Annotated in this window: 17 protein-coding genes; 16 read left to right on the forward strand and 1 reads right to left on the reverse strand. The window is 41.1% G+C overall.

What is annotated here, in order from left to right:
• The first annotated feature begins 615 nt into the window (after positions 1-615).
• Together rluC and PSH54_RS07645 are read left to right on the forward strand one after the other, a co-directional pair.
• Entirely contained in the window at positions 616-1,575 is a 960-nt protein-coding gene (gene rluC, locus PSH54_RS07640) for a 23S rRNA pseudouridine(955/2504/2580) synthase RluC (protein WP_004587682.1), read from the forward strand.
• Entirely contained in the window at positions 1,575-2,234 is a 660-nt protein-coding gene (locus PSH54_RS07645; RefSeq protein WP_273605846.1) for an HAD-IA family hydrolase, read from the forward strand. The genes rluC and PSH54_RS07645 overlap by 1 nt, the downstream gene beginning before the upstream one ends.
• Here PSH54_RS07645 and PSH54_RS07650 read toward each other — a convergent pair.
• A complete protein-coding gene (locus tag PSH54_RS07650) occupies positions 2,231-2,824 on the reverse strand; it encodes a Maf family protein (RefSeq protein ID WP_273605847.1) in 594 nt (197 codons plus the stop codon). The genes PSH54_RS07645 and PSH54_RS07650 overlap by 4 nt on opposite strands.
• 131 nt (positions 2,825-2,955) lie before the next feature.
• On the opposite strand from PSH54_RS07650, the gene yceD reads away from it, so the two are divergent.
• From yceD to PSH54_RS07720, 14 genes are all read left to right on the forward strand, one after another.
• On the forward strand, positions 2,956-3,480 hold the full coding sequence (gene yceD / locus PSH54_RS07655; protein ID WP_004587685.1) for a 23S rRNA accumulation protein YceD: 525 nt from the start codon (positions 2,956-2,958) through the stop codon (positions 3,478-3,480).
• A 10-nt stretch (positions 3,481-3,490) separates the two neighbouring features.
• A complete protein-coding gene (gene rpmF, locus PSH54_RS07660) occupies positions 3,491-3,661 on the forward strand; it encodes a 50S ribosomal protein L32 (protein ID WP_004587686.1) in 171 nt (56 codons plus the stop codon).
• Positions 3,662-3,672: 11 nt separating this feature from the next.
• Entirely contained in the window at positions 3,673-4,710 is a 1,038-nt protein-coding gene (plsX, locus tag PSH54_RS07665) for a phosphate acyltransferase PlsX (RefSeq protein ID WP_004587687.1), read from the forward strand.
• 53 nt (positions 4,711-4,763) lie between these two features.
• Entirely contained in the window at positions 4,764-5,690 is a 927-nt protein-coding gene (gene fabD / locus PSH54_RS07670) for an ACP S-malonyltransferase (RefSeq protein WP_054982359.1), read from the forward strand.
• Positions 5,691-5,701: 11 nt separating this feature from the next.
• Positions 5,702-6,448, forward strand: coding sequence for a 3-oxoacyl-ACP reductase FabG (gene fabG, locus PSH54_RS07675; RefSeq protein WP_004587689.1), 747 nt, complete (start codon positions 5,702-5,704; stop codon positions 6,446-6,448).
• Positions 6,449-6,698: 250 nt separating this feature from the next.
• Positions 6,699-6,935, forward strand: a complete 237-nt coding sequence (acpP, locus tag PSH54_RS07680; RefSeq protein WP_004587690.1) for an acyl carrier protein — start codon at positions 6,699-6,701, stop codon at positions 6,933-6,935.
• 272 nt (positions 6,936-7,207) lie between these two features.
• On the forward strand, positions 7,208-8,446 hold the full coding sequence (gene fabF / locus PSH54_RS07685) for a beta-ketoacyl-ACP synthase II (protein WP_004587691.1): 1,239 nt from the start codon (positions 7,208-7,210) through the stop codon (positions 8,444-8,446).
• 73 nt (positions 8,447-8,519) lie between these two features.
• Complete coding sequence (pabC, locus tag PSH54_RS07690; protein WP_273605848.1) at positions 8,520-9,323, forward strand: aminodeoxychorismate lyase; 804 nt, start codon at positions 8,520-8,522, stop codon at positions 9,321-9,323.
• Entirely contained in the window at positions 9,317-10,303 is a 987-nt protein-coding gene (mltG, locus tag PSH54_RS07695; protein WP_273605849.1) for an endolytic transglycosylase MltG, read from the forward strand. The genes pabC and mltG overlap by 7 nt, the downstream gene beginning before the upstream one ends.
• A gap of 7 nt (positions 10,304-10,310) precedes the next feature.
• Positions 10,311-10,937 (forward strand): dTMP kinase, encoded by a 627-nt coding sequence (tmk, locus tag PSH54_RS07700; protein ID WP_264389675.1) that lies wholly within the window; start codon positions 10,311-10,313, stop codon positions 10,935-10,937.
• A 1-nt stretch (position 10,938) separates the two neighbouring features.
• A complete protein-coding gene (locus tag PSH54_RS07705) occupies positions 10,939-11,853 on the forward strand; it encodes a DNA polymerase III subunit (RefSeq protein ID WP_273605850.1) in 915 nt (304 codons plus the stop codon).
• 11 nt (positions 11,854-11,864) lie between these two features.
• Positions 11,865-12,191 (forward strand): PilZ domain-containing protein, encoded by a 327-nt coding sequence (locus PSH54_RS07710; protein ID WP_004587696.1) that lies wholly within the window; start codon positions 11,865-11,867, stop codon positions 12,189-12,191.
• A 369-nt stretch (positions 12,192-12,560) separates the two neighbouring features.
• Positions 12,561-13,340, forward strand: a complete 780-nt coding sequence (locus tag PSH54_RS07715; RefSeq protein ID WP_029773701.1) for a TatD family hydrolase — start codon at positions 12,561-12,563, stop codon at positions 13,338-13,340.
• A 3-nt stretch (positions 13,341-13,343) separates the two neighbouring features.
• On the forward strand, positions 13,344-15,203 hold the full coding sequence (locus PSH54_RS07720) for an alkaline phosphatase D family protein (RefSeq protein WP_273605851.1): 1,860 nt from the start codon (positions 13,344-13,346) through the stop codon (positions 15,201-15,203).
• Positions 15,204-15,319 lie beyond the last annotated feature (116 nt).

Below are 15,319 nucleotides of genomic sequence, written 5' to 3' on the forward strand. Positions count from 1 at the left end.
CTGGCTAACAATAACGTACGCTTACGTTATTAAATTCTTTATGGTGCTAAAACTGTCGGCTCTTATGCTCTTTACAAGTTTTACCCAGAAGTTGGCCTGTCATATCAATCTTTTTAGTACGTTTATGTTAGGCGCGTAGGGCTCGTTAAGTAACTTAAATACGATGAGTATTTTCTAAGTACTTGCGAGCAAAGTTCGCTGCCGAATGTTAATAAACGCTTATTTGCTAGATTTTTAGTTCTAAATAAGCTGCTATACGGTACTACGTGTGAGCAAATGCTGAACAACGTTTTTACGTCGTCACTATCAAACAAATTATTTGTTCATTGCTTTTATTTTTACATTAAATGTAAATTCATGTTCAAACTTAACCAGTAATATATTACGCGCATTACTGTTAGTTGATCGCACGTGTTAACTGAGTAGGCATAAAAGCTTTGGAAAACTTAACTCGGATCTGTATGATCGGCTACCCAGAATGTGCATCACGAATGTTTTAATGTGTTAAAAAGCACCGTTGTTATTTGCAAATACTAAATATTTGCGCTGCTGATTATCCCACTATTATAACCGTGTTAGCAACTAAATTATTTTACTTAAATCAGTGATTAGGCAATGTCAGAAAAAACCGGCTTACAAGTAACTTTTGTCACAATCAACGAAGACCATTTAGGTCAGCGTATTGATAACTTTCTTATTACCCATTTAAAAGGGGTGCCTAAAAGCGCTGTTTATAAAATTTTACGCAAAGGCGAGGTACGCGTTAATAAAAAGCGTATTAAGCCAGTTTACAAATTACAGCTTGATGATGTAGTGCGTATTCCGCCAATTAAAGTAGCAGAGCGCGAAGAGTTTGTGCCTAAAAAGCTTGATAAAGTGAAGCAATTAGAAGACGCAATACTCTTTGAAGATAAATACCTTATTGTAATTAACAAGCCCTCGGGCATGGCTGTACATGGCGGTAGTGGTTTAAGCTACGGTTTAATAGAAGCACTACGCGTATTACGCCCAGATGAGCGCAGTTTAGAGCTAGTACATAGGCTTGATAGAGACACATCGGGGTGTTTACTAATTTCAAAGCGTCGCTCGGTACTTACCGCATTGCATGAGCAGCTGCGTGAAAAAACAATGGAAAAAAATTACTGGGCGTTGGTAACAGGGCAGTGGGATTCGTCGGTTAAAAATGTAACTGAAGGGCTGCGTAAAAACACCCTTAAGTCGGGCGAGCGCGTGGTGCGTGTAGATAATAACGAAGGTAAACCTTCACATACTCGCTTTAGAGTACTTGAGCGTTTTAACGAGTGCTCGTTAGTACAAGCCTCACCTGTGACTGGGCGTACTCACCAAATTCGTGTTCATACACAGTGTAAAGGCCACCCTATTGCATGCGATGATAAATACGGCGACCAAGGGTTTGATGTATCAATGCGCAAAATAGGCTTAAACCGCTTATTTTTACACGCCCACGATTTAAGTTTTTATCACCCTAAAAACGAAACTACCATGCGCGTAGAGGCGCCGCTTGATAACGCACTTAAAAGTTGTATTTTAAAATTAAGAGATGCTAAAGCGTAATGGCCACCGCTGTATTAAAAAAATATAAACTGGTTATTTTTGATTGGGATGGCACTGTAATGGACTCAATTAGCAAAATTGTTAATTGTATTCGTCACAGTGCGCTGGCGCTTAATATTGAGCCGCCGAGCGACACTGCAATTAAAAATATTATTGGTATGTCGCTTGAACTTGCTATTGAGGTGCTATTTCCTGAGGACGTAGCGCACCATCCCGCATTAATTAACGGCTATAAACAGCAATACCGTGTTGATACGACTGCCACTCCTGTATTTGATAATGTAGAAAATGTACTAAGTGCGTTAAAAGCACAAGGGGTTATTTTAGCGATTGCCACCGGTAAAGGGCGTGATGGTTTAATGCGTTTATTAGAGCAAACTCAGTTAGGGCATTACTTTAGTGCCACGCGCACAAGTAATGAAGCACGCTCTAAACCTTCCCCCGATATGCTTGAACAACTATTAGCTGAATTAGCAATAAATGCCGACGAAGCACTCATGATTGGGGATACCAAAATAGATATGGCCATGGCACAGGCAGCCAACATAGATAGAATTGGCGTTACCATGGGCGTACACAGTGCAGTGCAGTTAAGTGAGTTTAGCCCCATTGCAACCGTTGATAATTATCAGCAGCTGCAACGCATGCTACTTGGCTAAGGTTGAGCGGCGAGTATGTCGAGATTAAACTCAGCCAATAGCTGGCTGAGTTTAATAAGAGGCAAGCCTATTAAGCTATTAGGATCGTCTCCGTTTAATTTTTCAAATAAGCAAATCCCTAACCCTTCACTTTTAAAGCTCCCAGCACAGTTATAAGGCTGCTCTGCATCGCAGTAGGCTTCTATTTGCTCTTTGGTGAGTGTTCTAAATACTACCTCAAAAGGCTCTATTAACGTTTTTGCTTTATCGCTAGCAATATCGTAAACACACAGGCCTGTTAAAAACGTGACAGTTTGGCCGCTAAACAAAGAAAGCTGCTTTATGGCGTTTTCTTTATTATGAGGTTTACCAAGTATTTGCCCATCAAATACGGCCACTTGGTCGGAGCCGATTGCAAGGCCTTTAACAAAATGATCGCAAGCGGCACGCGCTTTGCGCTCGCTTAGGCGCTTAACAAGTTGCTCAGGGAGTTCGTTTGGTATGGCGGTTTCGTCAATATCAGGCGAAAAAGTACTAAATGGCAGATTAAATTTTTGCAATAAAGACTGCCTAAATGGCGAGCTTGACGCTAATATAAGCGGGTGCTTCATAAATTATTATCCTAATTAAAATTAGTTTGAGTTAGGATAAATCAGATCCGTAATGAAAACACGTGAAAAACCATGTAAAAATGCTTTTTTGCTTTGACTAACCAATTAACTATCTATATGATGCAGCCCCTATGCAAAAGGTAAAAATTCCCATCACTCTTCATCCTGGGAAAGCAGCGCAACACCGTTTAACTTACGATGGTATTGTACCGCTTGAAAAACTTGCTCGTTTACGAGGTGTTGTACAGGAAGAAGTAGGTGAAATAGCGGTAAAAATTCAGTGCAAAACCGATGAGCAAGGTTTAGTTGTGATTAGTGGCAATTTGTCTACACACGTAACTGTAACTTGTCAGCGTTGTAATGATGATTTAGGGTTGGATTTGGATCAAGACTTTATGTATTCGCCTGTTGGTTTGGATGCTGAGTCAGATGATCTTCCTGAAGTCTACGATGAAGTAGCGCTTGATGAAAACGGTGAAATTAACGTGTTTGAGTTAATCGAAGACGAGCTAATTTTAGCAGTGCCATTAGTGCCTACACACAACGAAGCTTCGTGCAATTACTCATCAAAGCCTGCTAGCTTTGGTGTACTAAAGGCGGAAGATGATAAACCAAATCCATTTGATATTTTGAAACAACTTAAGAAAGATTCTTAGGAGAAGACTAATGGCTGTACAAAAAAGCAAAAAGTCTCGTGCAAGACGCGGCATGCGCCGTTCACACGATGCGATCAACGGTCCAACTTTAACAGTTGACCAAACTTCAGGTGAGACTCATCGTCGTCACCATGTAACTGCTGACGGTTACTACAAAGGCGTTCAAGTAATTTCTAACTAAGAGATTGCTTTATGCTGACTAATCTAACCATAGCGTTAGATATGATGGGGGGCGATTATGGCCCCCGTTCATCTATCCCCGCTGCCGTTTGCGCAGTAAATGCTCATGCCAATTTAACACTCATTTTATGTGGCAACGAGCAAGTAATTACTAATCAATTAGAATCCCTCGATTCACTTTCACACCCACGTTTAATTATTCGCCATTGCAGCGAAGTTGTCACTAATGCCTGCGAACCCGCTTTAGCTGTGCGTTCTAAAAAAGACTCCTCTATGCGTGTCGCCCTTGATTTAGTTAAATCGGGTGAAGCACAAGCCTGTGTAAGCTCGGGTAACACCGGCGCTTTATTTTTTATGGCTCATTACGTATTAAAAATGCTGCCTGGCGTTAAACGCCCCGCATTAATATCGGCCGTTCCTACAGAGCGAAAAAATCCAGTTTATCTGCTTGATTTAGGCGCTAATGTGCATTGTGATTCAGAAATACTTTATCAATTTGGCATTATGGGCTCGGTAGTAGCAGGCCAAGCTCTTGGCTGCGACAACCCTAAAGTGAGTTTACTTAATATTGGCTCTGAAGACATAAAAGGCCATGAAGGCATAAAGCAAGCAGCGCAGCTTATGCAGCAAAGCCCTTATATTAATTACACGGGTTACAGTGAAGGCAGTGATATTTTTTCGGGGAAAGCCGATGTCATTGTGTGTGAAGGGTTTGTCGGAAACGTTGCATTAAAAACCTGCGAAGGCATTGCTAAACTGATCATGAAAAAGTTTACAAGCGCCCTAGAAAAGCACTTAATTTACAAATGCATGGCGTTTATTTTAAGTCCTATCATAAAAAAACTCTATAATCGGGTGAACCCCGACCAGTATAACGGCGCTTCTCTGGTAGGATTGCGCGGTATTGTCGTTAAAAGCCATGGAAATGCATCAGCAAAAGCATTTCAAGCAGCAATCGATGAAGCGGTAAAAGAGGTTGAACGTCAACTTCCAGATAAAATAGCCGCTATTTTCGAAAAAACACATTCTAAAAACTCGGCGGCCGAATAACGTTTAGGTGCCGTAGTTACACTAAATTTTTGTTTAATTAAAAAGAGCAAAGTATGGCACAAAAAATTGCACTTCTATTTCCTGGTCAGGGCTCACAAAGCGTTGGCATGTTAAGCGAGCTACTAGAGAGCTCTGACATTGTAAAAGCAACCTTTAGCGAAGCGTCAAGCGCACTTGGCTACGATTTAGCAGCGCTTGTACTAAATGGCCCAGAAGAAGAACTTAATCAAACTCACCGCACTCAACCTGCTTTATTAACAGCAAGCGTGGCAATTTACCGCCACTGGTTAGCTGCAAACCCAGATGTGGATGTGGTTATGGCTGGTCACAGCTTAGGTGAATACTCTGCATTGGTATGTAGTGAGGTTATTAGCCTAGGTGAAGCGGTAAAACTTGTTGAAAACCGTGGCTTATACATGCAAGAAGCTGTGCCTGCGGGCGTAGGCTCTATGGCTGCCATTATTGGTTTAGGCGATGAGCAAATAAAAACAGCATGTGAAGAGTCTGCACAAGGCGAGGTTGTTTCACCGGTAAATTATAACTCACCAGGGCAAGTTGTTATTGCAGGGCATAAAGCTGCTGTTGATAGAGCTTCACAAGCGTGTAAAGATGCCGGCGCAAAACGTGCCTTACCACTGAGTGTAAGCGTGCCTTCACATTGTGAACTAATGAAACCAGCTGCGGAAAAACTTGCCAACGATTTAGCCGCTTTAACATTTAATACACCTAAGTGTGATGTAATTAATAATGTTGATGTAAAAGCACAAAGCTCGGCTGATGCAATTAAAGATGCATTGGTACGTCAACTATACAGCCCAGTTCGTTGGACAGAAACAGTACAGGCTTTAGTTGCTCAAGGCATTACGCAAAGCTACGAATTTGGCCCAGGTAAAGTATTAACTGGCCTTGCAAAACGAATTGACAAAGCAATGGTATGTGGCTCAGTAAATGACGCTGCTGCTATCGACGCTGCAAAATAAGAGAATATAAAATGACTAATTTATTTTCATTAGAGGGCAAAGTTGTCCTAATTACTGGCGCAAGCCGTGGTATTGGTAAAGCAATTGCAAACACTTTAGTAGCGCAAGGCGCAAAAGTAGCAGGTACTGCTACGAGTGAGTCAGGCGCGGCTAAAATTAGCGATTACTTAGGTGATAACGGTAAGGGTTATGCTTTAAACGTAACCGATCCTGCATCGATTGAGGCTACATTAGCAGCAATAAAAGCCGACTTAGGCGATGTTGACGTACTTGTAAATAACGCAGGTATTACCCGTGATAATTTATTAATGCGTATGAAAGACGGTGAGTGGGACGATATTATCGACACCAACTTAAGCTCTATCTTCCGTTTATCTAAAGCGGTATTACGCCCAATGATGAAGAAAAAGAACGGCCGTATTATTAATATTGGCTCAGTTGTGGGCACTATGGGTAATGCAGGGCAAGCTAACTACGCGGCGGCTAAAGCGGGTGTCATTGGCTTTTCTAAATCGCTTGCACGCGAAGTTGCATCGCGCGGCATTACAGTAAATGTAGTAGCCCCTGGTTTTATTCAAACTGATATGACCGATGAGCTAACAGAAGATCAAAAAGCGGCCACCCTTGCTAATGTACCAGCAGGTCGGTTAGGTCAGCCTGATGAAATAGCAGCGGCAGTGTGTTATTTAGCATCTGACGCGGCTGCGTATGTATCTGGCGAGACTTTGCATGTAAATGGCGCGATGTACATGGTTTAACCGCCATTGTTAAAAGTAAATGCTAAAAATAACTTAAGTAAGTGACCTCAAAAACATTGAAATTTTTATGTTCTTGCTTTAAACATACTTGAAATCGCTGTGAAAATAAGCGATAAAAGACAAAACAAACACTCAGAGGTTTGACCAGACAATTATTTATGGTCAAATCATTGAATCAGAGAATTATGCGGCGTAAACTACGCCGCAATCTGAAAATAACGCATTGGCGTTTTTAATAAAGGAAAGAAGAATGAGCGATATCCAAGAACGCGTAAAAAAAATTATCATCGAACAGCTAGGTGTTAAAGAAGAAGAAGTTAAAAACGAAGCTTCTTTCGTAGACGACCTAGGTGCAGATTCTCTTGATACTGTTGAACTAGTTATGGCTCTTGAAGAAGAGTTTGATACTGAGATCCCAGATGAAGAAGCTGAAAAGATCACTACAGTACAATCTGCAATCGATTACGTATCAGCTCACGCTGAGTAATTAATCGCATATTAAAGGCAGCATTCGCTGCCTTTAATCTATATATCCAAACCACCTCAAAGTTCATGATTCAAATTCACCCGCTTTTACTCTCTACTGCATTCATTTGTAATAGCACATCTTTAGTTGAATTTGAGACTCGCACTTTGAGGTCGCTTGGGTATGAATTCCCTTTGTAATGCCAATAGATTTAAACTTAGTGAGTTAAACGGCTTACTAAAATAATACTATTTTAATCAATTGGTTTAAATATCCCTTATTGGAGGCAAACCGTGGCTAAACGTCGAGTCGTCGTAACTGGCTTAGGAATGTTGACGCCGCTAGGTAATGATGTGCAATCTACCTGGCAAGGCTTATTAGATGGTAAAAGTGGTATACAAAATATAACCCACTTTGATACATCAAAATTTGGTACTAAATTCGCTGGACTCATAAATGACTTTGATGCAACTGCATACATGTCAGCGAAAGATACTAAAAAAATGGACTTATTTATTCAGTACGGCATTGCAGCGGGTGTTCAAGCCTTTCAAGACTCAGGCCTTGAAGTTACTGAACAAAACGCAACACGTATTGGTGTTGCTGTAGGCTCAGGCATTGGTGGATTGACCCTAATTGAAGAAAACCACATAAAGCTACTTAACAGTGGCCCACGTAAGCTTTCTCCATTTTATGTGCCATCAACCATTATTAATATGATCTCGGGCCATTTATCAATGATGCATGGTTTACGTGGTCCTAATATTTCTATTGTGACGGCATGTACTACAGGTCTGCACAATATTGGCCATGCAGCGCGTATGATTGCTTACGGCGATGCCGATGCGATGGTTGCCGGTGGCGCAGAAAAAGCCTGTACACCTATTGGCATGGGTGGCTTTAATGCTGCACGTGCGCTTTCTACCCGTAACGACGACCCACAAGCTGCGTCGCGTCCGTGGGACAAAGACCGCGATGGTTTTGTACTATCTGATGGTGCAGGTGTTGTTGTAGTAGAAGAGTATGAACACGCTAAAGCCCGTGGCGCTAAAATTTATGCTGAGCTTGTTGGCTTTGGTATGAGCGGTGATGCATATCACATGACCTCGCCACCGGAAGACGGTGCAGGTGCGGCACTTGCTATGCAAAATGCATTAAACGATGCACAAGTAAATGCAGACCAAGTTGGTTACATTAACGCACACGGTACATCTACTAATGCAGGCGACAAAGCCGAAACGCAAGCTGTTAAAACTATTTTTGGCAGTGCAGCGCAAGATGTAATGGTAGGCTCGTCTAAATCGATGATGGGCCACCTATTAGGTGCAGCGGGTTCTGTAGAGTCTATTATTTCTATTTTATCGCTGGCTGATCAAAAAGTATCGCCCACCATTAACCTAGACAACCCAGATGAAGGCTGTGACTTAGATTATATAGCCCACACTGCACGTGATGCAAAACTCGATTTTGCATTGTGTAACTCATTTGGTTTTGGTGGGACTAATGGCTCGTTGCTATTTAAAAAGGTATAATCCTTTTTAACAACGAACCACATTATAAGAGCTCAGTTGTTTAACTGGGCTTTTTTTATGCAAGCCATTCAATATGCAAACAATAATAACAACCGATGATACAAGTGCGATTAATACACGCGATAGAGGCCTTAACTACGGTGATGGTTTTTTTACCACAGCCAAAGTAATTGCAGGGCAAGTAGAGCACTGGCAGTACCATAAAGCACGTTTAGTAGAATGCGCAGAGCGCTTAGCGTTTCCTGCAATTAACTTTACTGAGCTTGAGCAACATATTGCAAAGGCGATTACTGGCTGCCAATTAAATGTGCTTAAAATAGTGATCACCCGCGGAGAAGGTGGGCGGGGCTATGGATTGCCGCAACACACCCATTTAACCATTTTAATTACCGTGTTAGAGTTTCCTCAAAGCTACCCAGCATTAGCAAAAACAGGGGTGAGTTTAGCCCTAAGCCCAATAAAATTAGCAGCCCAACCTTTATTAGCCGGTTTAAAAACACTTAACCGACTAGAACAAGTGCTGATTAAAAATGCCATGGCAAAACAGCAATGTGACGATGTTTTAGTACTCGATCATCAAAACAATGTGATTGAAGCCTCGGCAGCTAATATTTTTGCTATTCGTGATAATAAGGTATATACGCCAAGCCTTGAGCAATGCGGTATTAAAGGGGTTTATCTGCAATCGTTATGTGATAAATTAGCGGTTGAATTTAAGCAAGTAAGCCTAAATGAATTAACCCAAGCTAGTGCCGTATTTATTTGTAATAGCTTAATGGGCGCTGTGCCCGTTAGTCGTATAGAACAACATACATTTAATGTTGAGCAAAGCATGTGTTTATTAAATGAATTATTAGCCAAGGAGGCTAAGTGTTAAAAGTTATTTTATCGGTATTATTGTTAGCTTTAGTTACAACGCTAGTAGGGTATCAGCAATTACAAGCAACAATAACTAGCCCGCTAAATATAACAACGCCTACCCAGTTTGAAGTTAAAAAAGGCATGGGCTTTAACCAGCTATGTAAACAATGGCAAGCTAATAATTGGTTAAAAAGCTGCTGGCTTTACCAAGTAATTGCAAAGCTTGACCCAACACTAACCGACTTAAAAGCAGGTTTGTACGAGCTAACGAATACAAGCGTTATTAATAATATAAAAAAAATAAACAACGGTGAGCAAATCAGTTTTAGCTTTACTATTATTGAAGGGCAAAACTTACGCGAAGTGATAGCAGCCATTAGTAGTGCGCCGCATTTAACTAATAACTTAAATACAGAGCAACTGGCGCAGCAAATAGTAGGTGAAAAAGGCCATTTAGAAGGGTGGCTGTTTCCAGATACGTATCATTATCACAGCGGTGATACTGCCAGTAGTTTATTAAAACGTGCGGCCGTTAAAATGCAGCAAACACTTGAGCAAGCATGGCCACAACGTGCAGAAAACCTACCGTATAAAAACGCATATGATGCACTTATCATGGCCTCTATTATCGAAAAAGAAACAGGCCTTGCCAGTGAGCGCCCGTTAATAGCCGCCGTATTTATAAATAGATTAAACGCAAATATGCGCCTACAAACCGATCCCACCGTAATATATGGCCTAGGAGAGAGTTTTGACGGTGACATTAAACGAAAAGATTTACGCGATTACACACCTTATAATACGTATCGCATTAAAGGGCTGCCGCCAACACCCATTGCCATGCCCTCAAAAGCGGCTATTTTAGCAGCGCTTAATCCGCCTAAAACACAGTATGTTTATTTTGTGGCTAAGGGCGATGGCAGTCATCAATTTTCAACCACGTTAAAGCAACACAACGCGGCAGTTAAAACGTATATATTAAATAAAACGAATTAAACTTTATATGAAACCAAAATTTATTGTTATTGAAGGCCTTGAAGGCGCAGGTAAATCAACGGCTATTTCGTTATGCCAAGACTTTTTAAATAAAAAACAAATAGACTTTATTAACGTACGCGAGCCAGGTGGTACACCGCTTGCCGAGTCTTTACGTACTTTAGTAAAAGCCGAGCATGAAGAAGACATAGCCTTTGAAACCGAACTACTTATTATGTACGCAGCTCGCTCGCAGCTTATGCATAATGTAATTAACCCGGCGCTTGATAAAGGGCAGTGGGTATTAGCAGATCGCCACGATTTATCATCTCAAGCATACCAAGGTGGCGGGCGTGGCATTAGCGCTAATACGTTAGCGTCTTTGTCGTCTATGGTATTAAAAGGGTTAAAACCTGATTTAACTATTTACCTAGATATAGACCCCGTAATAGGCCTTGAGCGTGCTAAAGGGCGTGGAGAGCTTGATAGAATTGAGCAAGAAGCCATTGAGTTTTTTCAGCGCACGCGCATGCGTTATGTTGAGTTGGCAAATGACGATAGCTCAATAAAAACCGTAGATGCCAACCAAAGTATTGATAAAGTACACCGCGATATAACCAATGTACTACGCACCTTTTTTGAAGGGTTAAAATAACATGGCATTGCCATGGCTTAATAACGTAGAGCAACAGCTTGCGCAAAGTTATAAAGCGCAGCGTTTTCATCATGCGCAGTTGTTATGCGGGCCAAAAGGCGTTGGTAAGTTTGAGCTAAGCGAGCAATTAGCTAATAGCTTATTATGTCAAAATATTAATACCCATATGCAAAGTGAAGGTAGCAAGTTAGCCCCGTGCGGGCAGTGCAAAAGTTGCTCATTAACACTTGCGGGTAACCACCCTGATAAACGGCTAACGCAAGTTGAAGGGCAAAGCATTGGTGTTGACGATATTCGTGCGATAAGCGATTTTATGAACCACTCTGCAGCACAAAATGGTAATAAAGTGGCCATTATTGAAAACTGCGAAAAAATGACCACGGCAGCAGCAAACGCGTTATTAAAAACCTTAGAAGAGCCCAGCAATAGCCGCTTTTTAATTTTAACCACAAGCCACACTGCGCAGTTACCTGCCACCATTTTAAGCCGCTGTGCCAAAACAGACATTAAAGTCGCAAACCCAGAAGCGGCTAAAACCTGGTTAGCCGATTTAAATATTAGTGACTATGTGTGGCTGCCTTTATTTTATACGCAACCACTTTTAATTAAACAGTGGCAAGCGCAAGAGCAGCTGCAACACATTGATACTTTATATAAATTTGCAACTGAGTTTAAACAAAGCCATAATTTTAGTCCGCTTGTAAATATTATAAACAAACAACCTGAGCTAATACGCATTTTTACATTATTTTTAAGCGAGCAATTAAAACAGCAGCTTATAATGGGTTTAAGTTTTGACGCGTACCAAAGTGCTCAGCAAGCGTTAAATGAATTTTTACAAAATAGCACAGAGGTACTCGGGCTTAATTTACCTCTAGCAGTGTCGCGTTTAGCGCATGCCCTGCGTAACATTTAATAGGAATACATATGCAAGAGCTTTTAGTTGATGTAGATAACCTTGACGAACTTTATCGCTGCTACATGCCTTATTTAAAAAAAGGCGGCCTATTTGTACGTACCAATATGCGTTACGAAATCGGCTACTCTTTAGCGCTTAGAGTGACTTTACCTGATGCGCTAGAAGATGACGTGGTAACGGGTAAAGTTGCCTGGATCACACCACAAGGCGCACAAAGCTCTAACCCACCAGGTATAGGCATTAGCTTTTTAGATGATAAAACAAATTTAAACGCTAAAATCGAAAAGCTATTAGGCACTATGTTAAACTCTGGTAATCCTACATATACCATGTAGTTTTAAACGCATTTGCTTAATAGTGATATGCATAAAGCAGCCGGTTAGCGAGCGCTTAGCTCTCGTTAACTGCAATACTAACTTGCTTATATCAATTCGTTTAATACCCATTCGCTTACTTAAGTGATTTACTTTGAGGCTGGAAAAACGTGTTGATAGCTAGGTAAAAAATTCGCTATTTATTTATGCTCGGCAATTGCTCCTGCATTGCTCTACTTTCTGCATCCATGCAGTCGTAAATGAGAGTTTTTTAGCGCAGGCAGCGACACGTTTAGCTTCGCAAAATGATTAGGTATTATTGCAAATTGGTATAACTAAGTATTTTGCAGGTTAGTATAATTTAACACCCAAAACCATACAGGCCGTATAGTGATTGTAGATTCTCATTGCCATTTAGATCGTCTTGATTTTGACAAATTAGATTTAAACCTAGATCAAGTACTCGACAACGCCCGTGCAAAGCAAGTAGAGCACTTTTTGTGTGTAAGTGTAACGCTTGATCAATTTCCAAGCATGCTTGAAAAAATTAAACATTACGACGATGTATCGGCATCGTGTGGCGTGCATCCGCTTGATCAAAAAGATGCCCTTAATAAACAGCAACTCATTGATTTAGCATCGCATGAAAAAGTAGTCGCGATTGGCGAAACAGGCCTAGATTACTATTATTCAAAAGACACGCATGCAGTACAACAAGCCAGTTTTGTTGGCCATATTGAAGTAGCAAACGAATTACAAAAGCCACTGATTATTCATACCCGTGATGCCAGAGCTGATACCATTAACTTAATGCGTGAGCACAAAGCAGAAAACTGCGGTGGCGTACTGCATTGTTTTACCGAAGATTGGGATATGGCCAAAAAAGCGATTGATATGGGATTTTATATCTCTATTTCAGGCATTGTTACCTTTAAAAATGCCGTAGAGCTTAAAGAAGTTGTAAAACAAATCCCACTCGATAGATTACTCATCGAAACAGACTCGCCTTATTTAGCACCTGTGCCGTACCGTGGAAAAACAAATCAGCCTGCGTATGTAGAAGATGTTGCCTACTATATTAGTGAGCTTAAAGGCATAAGCTTTAACGAGCTTGCAAAAGCAACGACTGATAACTTTTATTCACTTTTTAAATTAGCAGCAAAAGGCTAACACATGACTACTCAATCGGCGCAACTCCCACTTTTATTAATGGGGCCTATGGTGCGCCGAGCTGAGCAAAGTGGTATATGTATACAGTTTGCTACTTCACGCCCTGGCAATTGCCAAATCACACTTGAAAACCAACAAAGCTACAGCGAGCAGCAAAGGATTGCATTAGGTAAATACCTTTACCTGCATTTTATAATTATAAAACCCGTTGATAGCCAGTTTCCGCTCGACACGTTATTAGCGTATACACTGCATATTAACGAGCAAAAAATTGACTTAACTCCATGGTGCTTTGAAGGGCAAACGGCGCCTTCATTTGCAATTGCCAATAAGCTTACGCATATTTTACATGGCTCGTGTCGCAACGCCCATCACCCAGCAAAAGACAGCTTAGTATCAGCAAGTGAATGGCAAAACAATCAGCGCAGTAATAAGCTGCAGGGCGCACAGCTTTTACTGCTTAGCGGAGACCAAGTTTACGCCGATGATGTAGCCGGCCCTATGCTACTGGCTATTCATCAGCTAATAGATGCATTGGGTATTTATAAAGAGCAACCGCTTGAGCTCAATTTACCAGCAGATATAAATGAGCAGCTTTTTAACCGCCATCATTACTTACCAAAAACGCCATGGCAAAAACGTTCAAAATTGGGCGTTGGGTACTGGCTAAAAAAAGACGAGCCTCATTTTTCTAGCGTAAAAGCGCATAATCACTTAATTCACTTTGAAGAATTTATAGCGCTGTATTTACTTAACTTTAGTGCCGCCGCGTGGCAATGCGTTGATATTAAAAATAGCCATTACACACAAGGCAATGAAAAAAATAACACCATTTTTAACGCCGAAAAAAAGGCGTTAATTGACTACGCAAAAGGCTTAAATAGCGTAGAGCGTTTATTTGCTAATGTATCTACCTTGATGATGTTTGACGATCACGATGTTACCGATGATTGGAACCTAACAGCAGGGTGGGAGCAAGCTATAAATCAAAACCCAAGTAGTAAACGCATCATTAATAATGGGCTGATAAGTTATTGGCTATTTCAAGGGCTGGGCAACGACGCGCTACATAAAACCGGCGCGCTTATAAATGATTTTAAACAAAGCCGTAGCGCCAACAATAGTTGGCAGTTTAAAGCCTTTGATAAGCCTCTGAACGAATTTAACTATTGGCATTATGAACTTACCACCACGCCTAAAGTAGTTGTGCTTGATACCCGTACACACCGCTGGCGTAACGAAAGTAACTTCAATGAACCCTCAGGCTTACTTGATTGGGAGCGCTTAACAGAGCTTGAAGAAAGCCTACTGAGCCACAGCAAAGTAATTATTGTATCGCCAGCGCCTGTGTTTGGCGTTAAATCAATAGAAGCAATACAGGCGGCGTTTAATATGTGCGGCCAGCCGCTTATGGTTGATGTAGAAAACTGGATGGCACACGAAGGCTCGGCCAAAAAACTGCTTGATACCTTTAGGCGTACAGATACACCTAATGAAACGCTTATTTTATCGGGTGATGTGCATTATTCTTTTTGTTTTTCGGTGCAAAAGCGTTTTGGCGATCACCCAAATAGAATATGGCAGCTCACCGCCAGCGGTATTAAAAACGAATTTCCGCGTAAGCTAATTAATGTACTCGATAAGCTCGACTCAATATTGTACGGCCCCAAAAGCCCGCTTAACTTTTTCACCAAACGCTGGCACATGGAAGTAGACAAACACCAAACCAAAGGTGAAGGCCAAAAGTACCTAGTAAGCGACTCAGCTATTAGTTTAATTACGCTTGAGCAAGGAGATTTAGCGCGTTATCAACTAATCCACGGCGACGGCCACACCACCGAGTTTGATTTAGAAGAGCAGTAAAGCCGCGAAAAATTTGTTGAGTGAATTAAAACCTTAATTGCACAAAGAGAAGAAAATGAGGAGTAAATGAGAAGACACAACCAATCCAGACATCTTATTTATCACTACTCTAAAGC

The organism is Pseudoalteromonas sp. Angola-30, from assembly GCF_028599215.1.
GTDB lineage: Bacteria > Pseudomonadota > Gammaproteobacteria > Enterobacterales > Alteromonadaceae > Pseudoalteromonas > Pseudoalteromonas atlantica.

Bases quoted from the DNA above. Each gene is read 5' to 3' on its own strand.
- PSH54_RS07645 (WP_273605846.1), top strand. From the start codon at position 1,575: ATGGCCACCGCTGTATTAAAAAAATATAAACTGGTTATTTTTGATTGG.
- PSH54_RS07720 (WP_273605851.1), top strand. From the start codon at position 13,344: ATGACTACTCAATCGGCGCAACTCCCACTTTTATTAATGGGGCCTATG.
- plsX (WP_004587687.1), top strand. From the start codon at position 3,673: ATGCTGACTAATCTAACCATAGCGTTAGATATGATGGGGGGCGATTAT.
- PSH54_RS07705 (WP_273605850.1), top strand. From the start codon at position 10,939: ATGGCATTGCCATGGCTTAATAACGTAGAGCAACAGCTTGCGCAAAGT.
- PSH54_RS07710 (WP_004587696.1), top strand. From the start codon at position 11,865: ATGCAAGAGCTTTTAGTTGATGTAGATAACCTTGACGAACTTTATCGC.
- fabG (WP_004587689.1), top strand. From the start codon at position 5,702: ATGACTAATTTATTTTCATTAGAGGGCAAAGTTGTCCTAATTACTGGC.
- pabC (WP_273605848.1), top strand. From the start codon at position 8,520: ATGCAAACAATAATAACAACCGATGATACAAGTGCGATTAATACACGC.
- tmk (WP_264389675.1), top strand. From the start codon at position 10,311: ATGAAACCAAAATTTATTGTTATTGAAGGCCTTGAAGGCGCAGGTAAA.
- rluC (WP_004587682.1), top strand. From the start codon at position 616: ATGTCAGAAAAAACCGGCTTACAAGTAACTTTTGTCACAATCAACGAA.
- acpP (WP_004587690.1), top strand. From the start codon at position 6,699: ATGAGCGATATCCAAGAACGCGTAAAAAAAATTATCATCGAACAGCTA.
- yceD (WP_004587685.1), top strand. From the start codon at position 2,956: ATGCAAAAGGTAAAAATTCCCATCACTCTTCATCCTGGGAAAGCAGCG.
- PSH54_RS07650 (WP_273605847.1), bottom strand. From the start codon at position 2,824: ATGAAGCACCCGCTTATATTAGCGTCAAGCTCGCCATTTAGGCAGTCT.
- rpmF (WP_004587686.1), top strand. From the start codon at position 3,491: ATGGCTGTACAAAAAAGCAAAAAGTCTCGTGCAAGACGCGGCATGCGC.
- fabD (WP_054982359.1), top strand. From the start codon at position 4,764: ATGGCACAAAAAATTGCACTTCTATTTCCTGGTCAGGGCTCACAAAGC.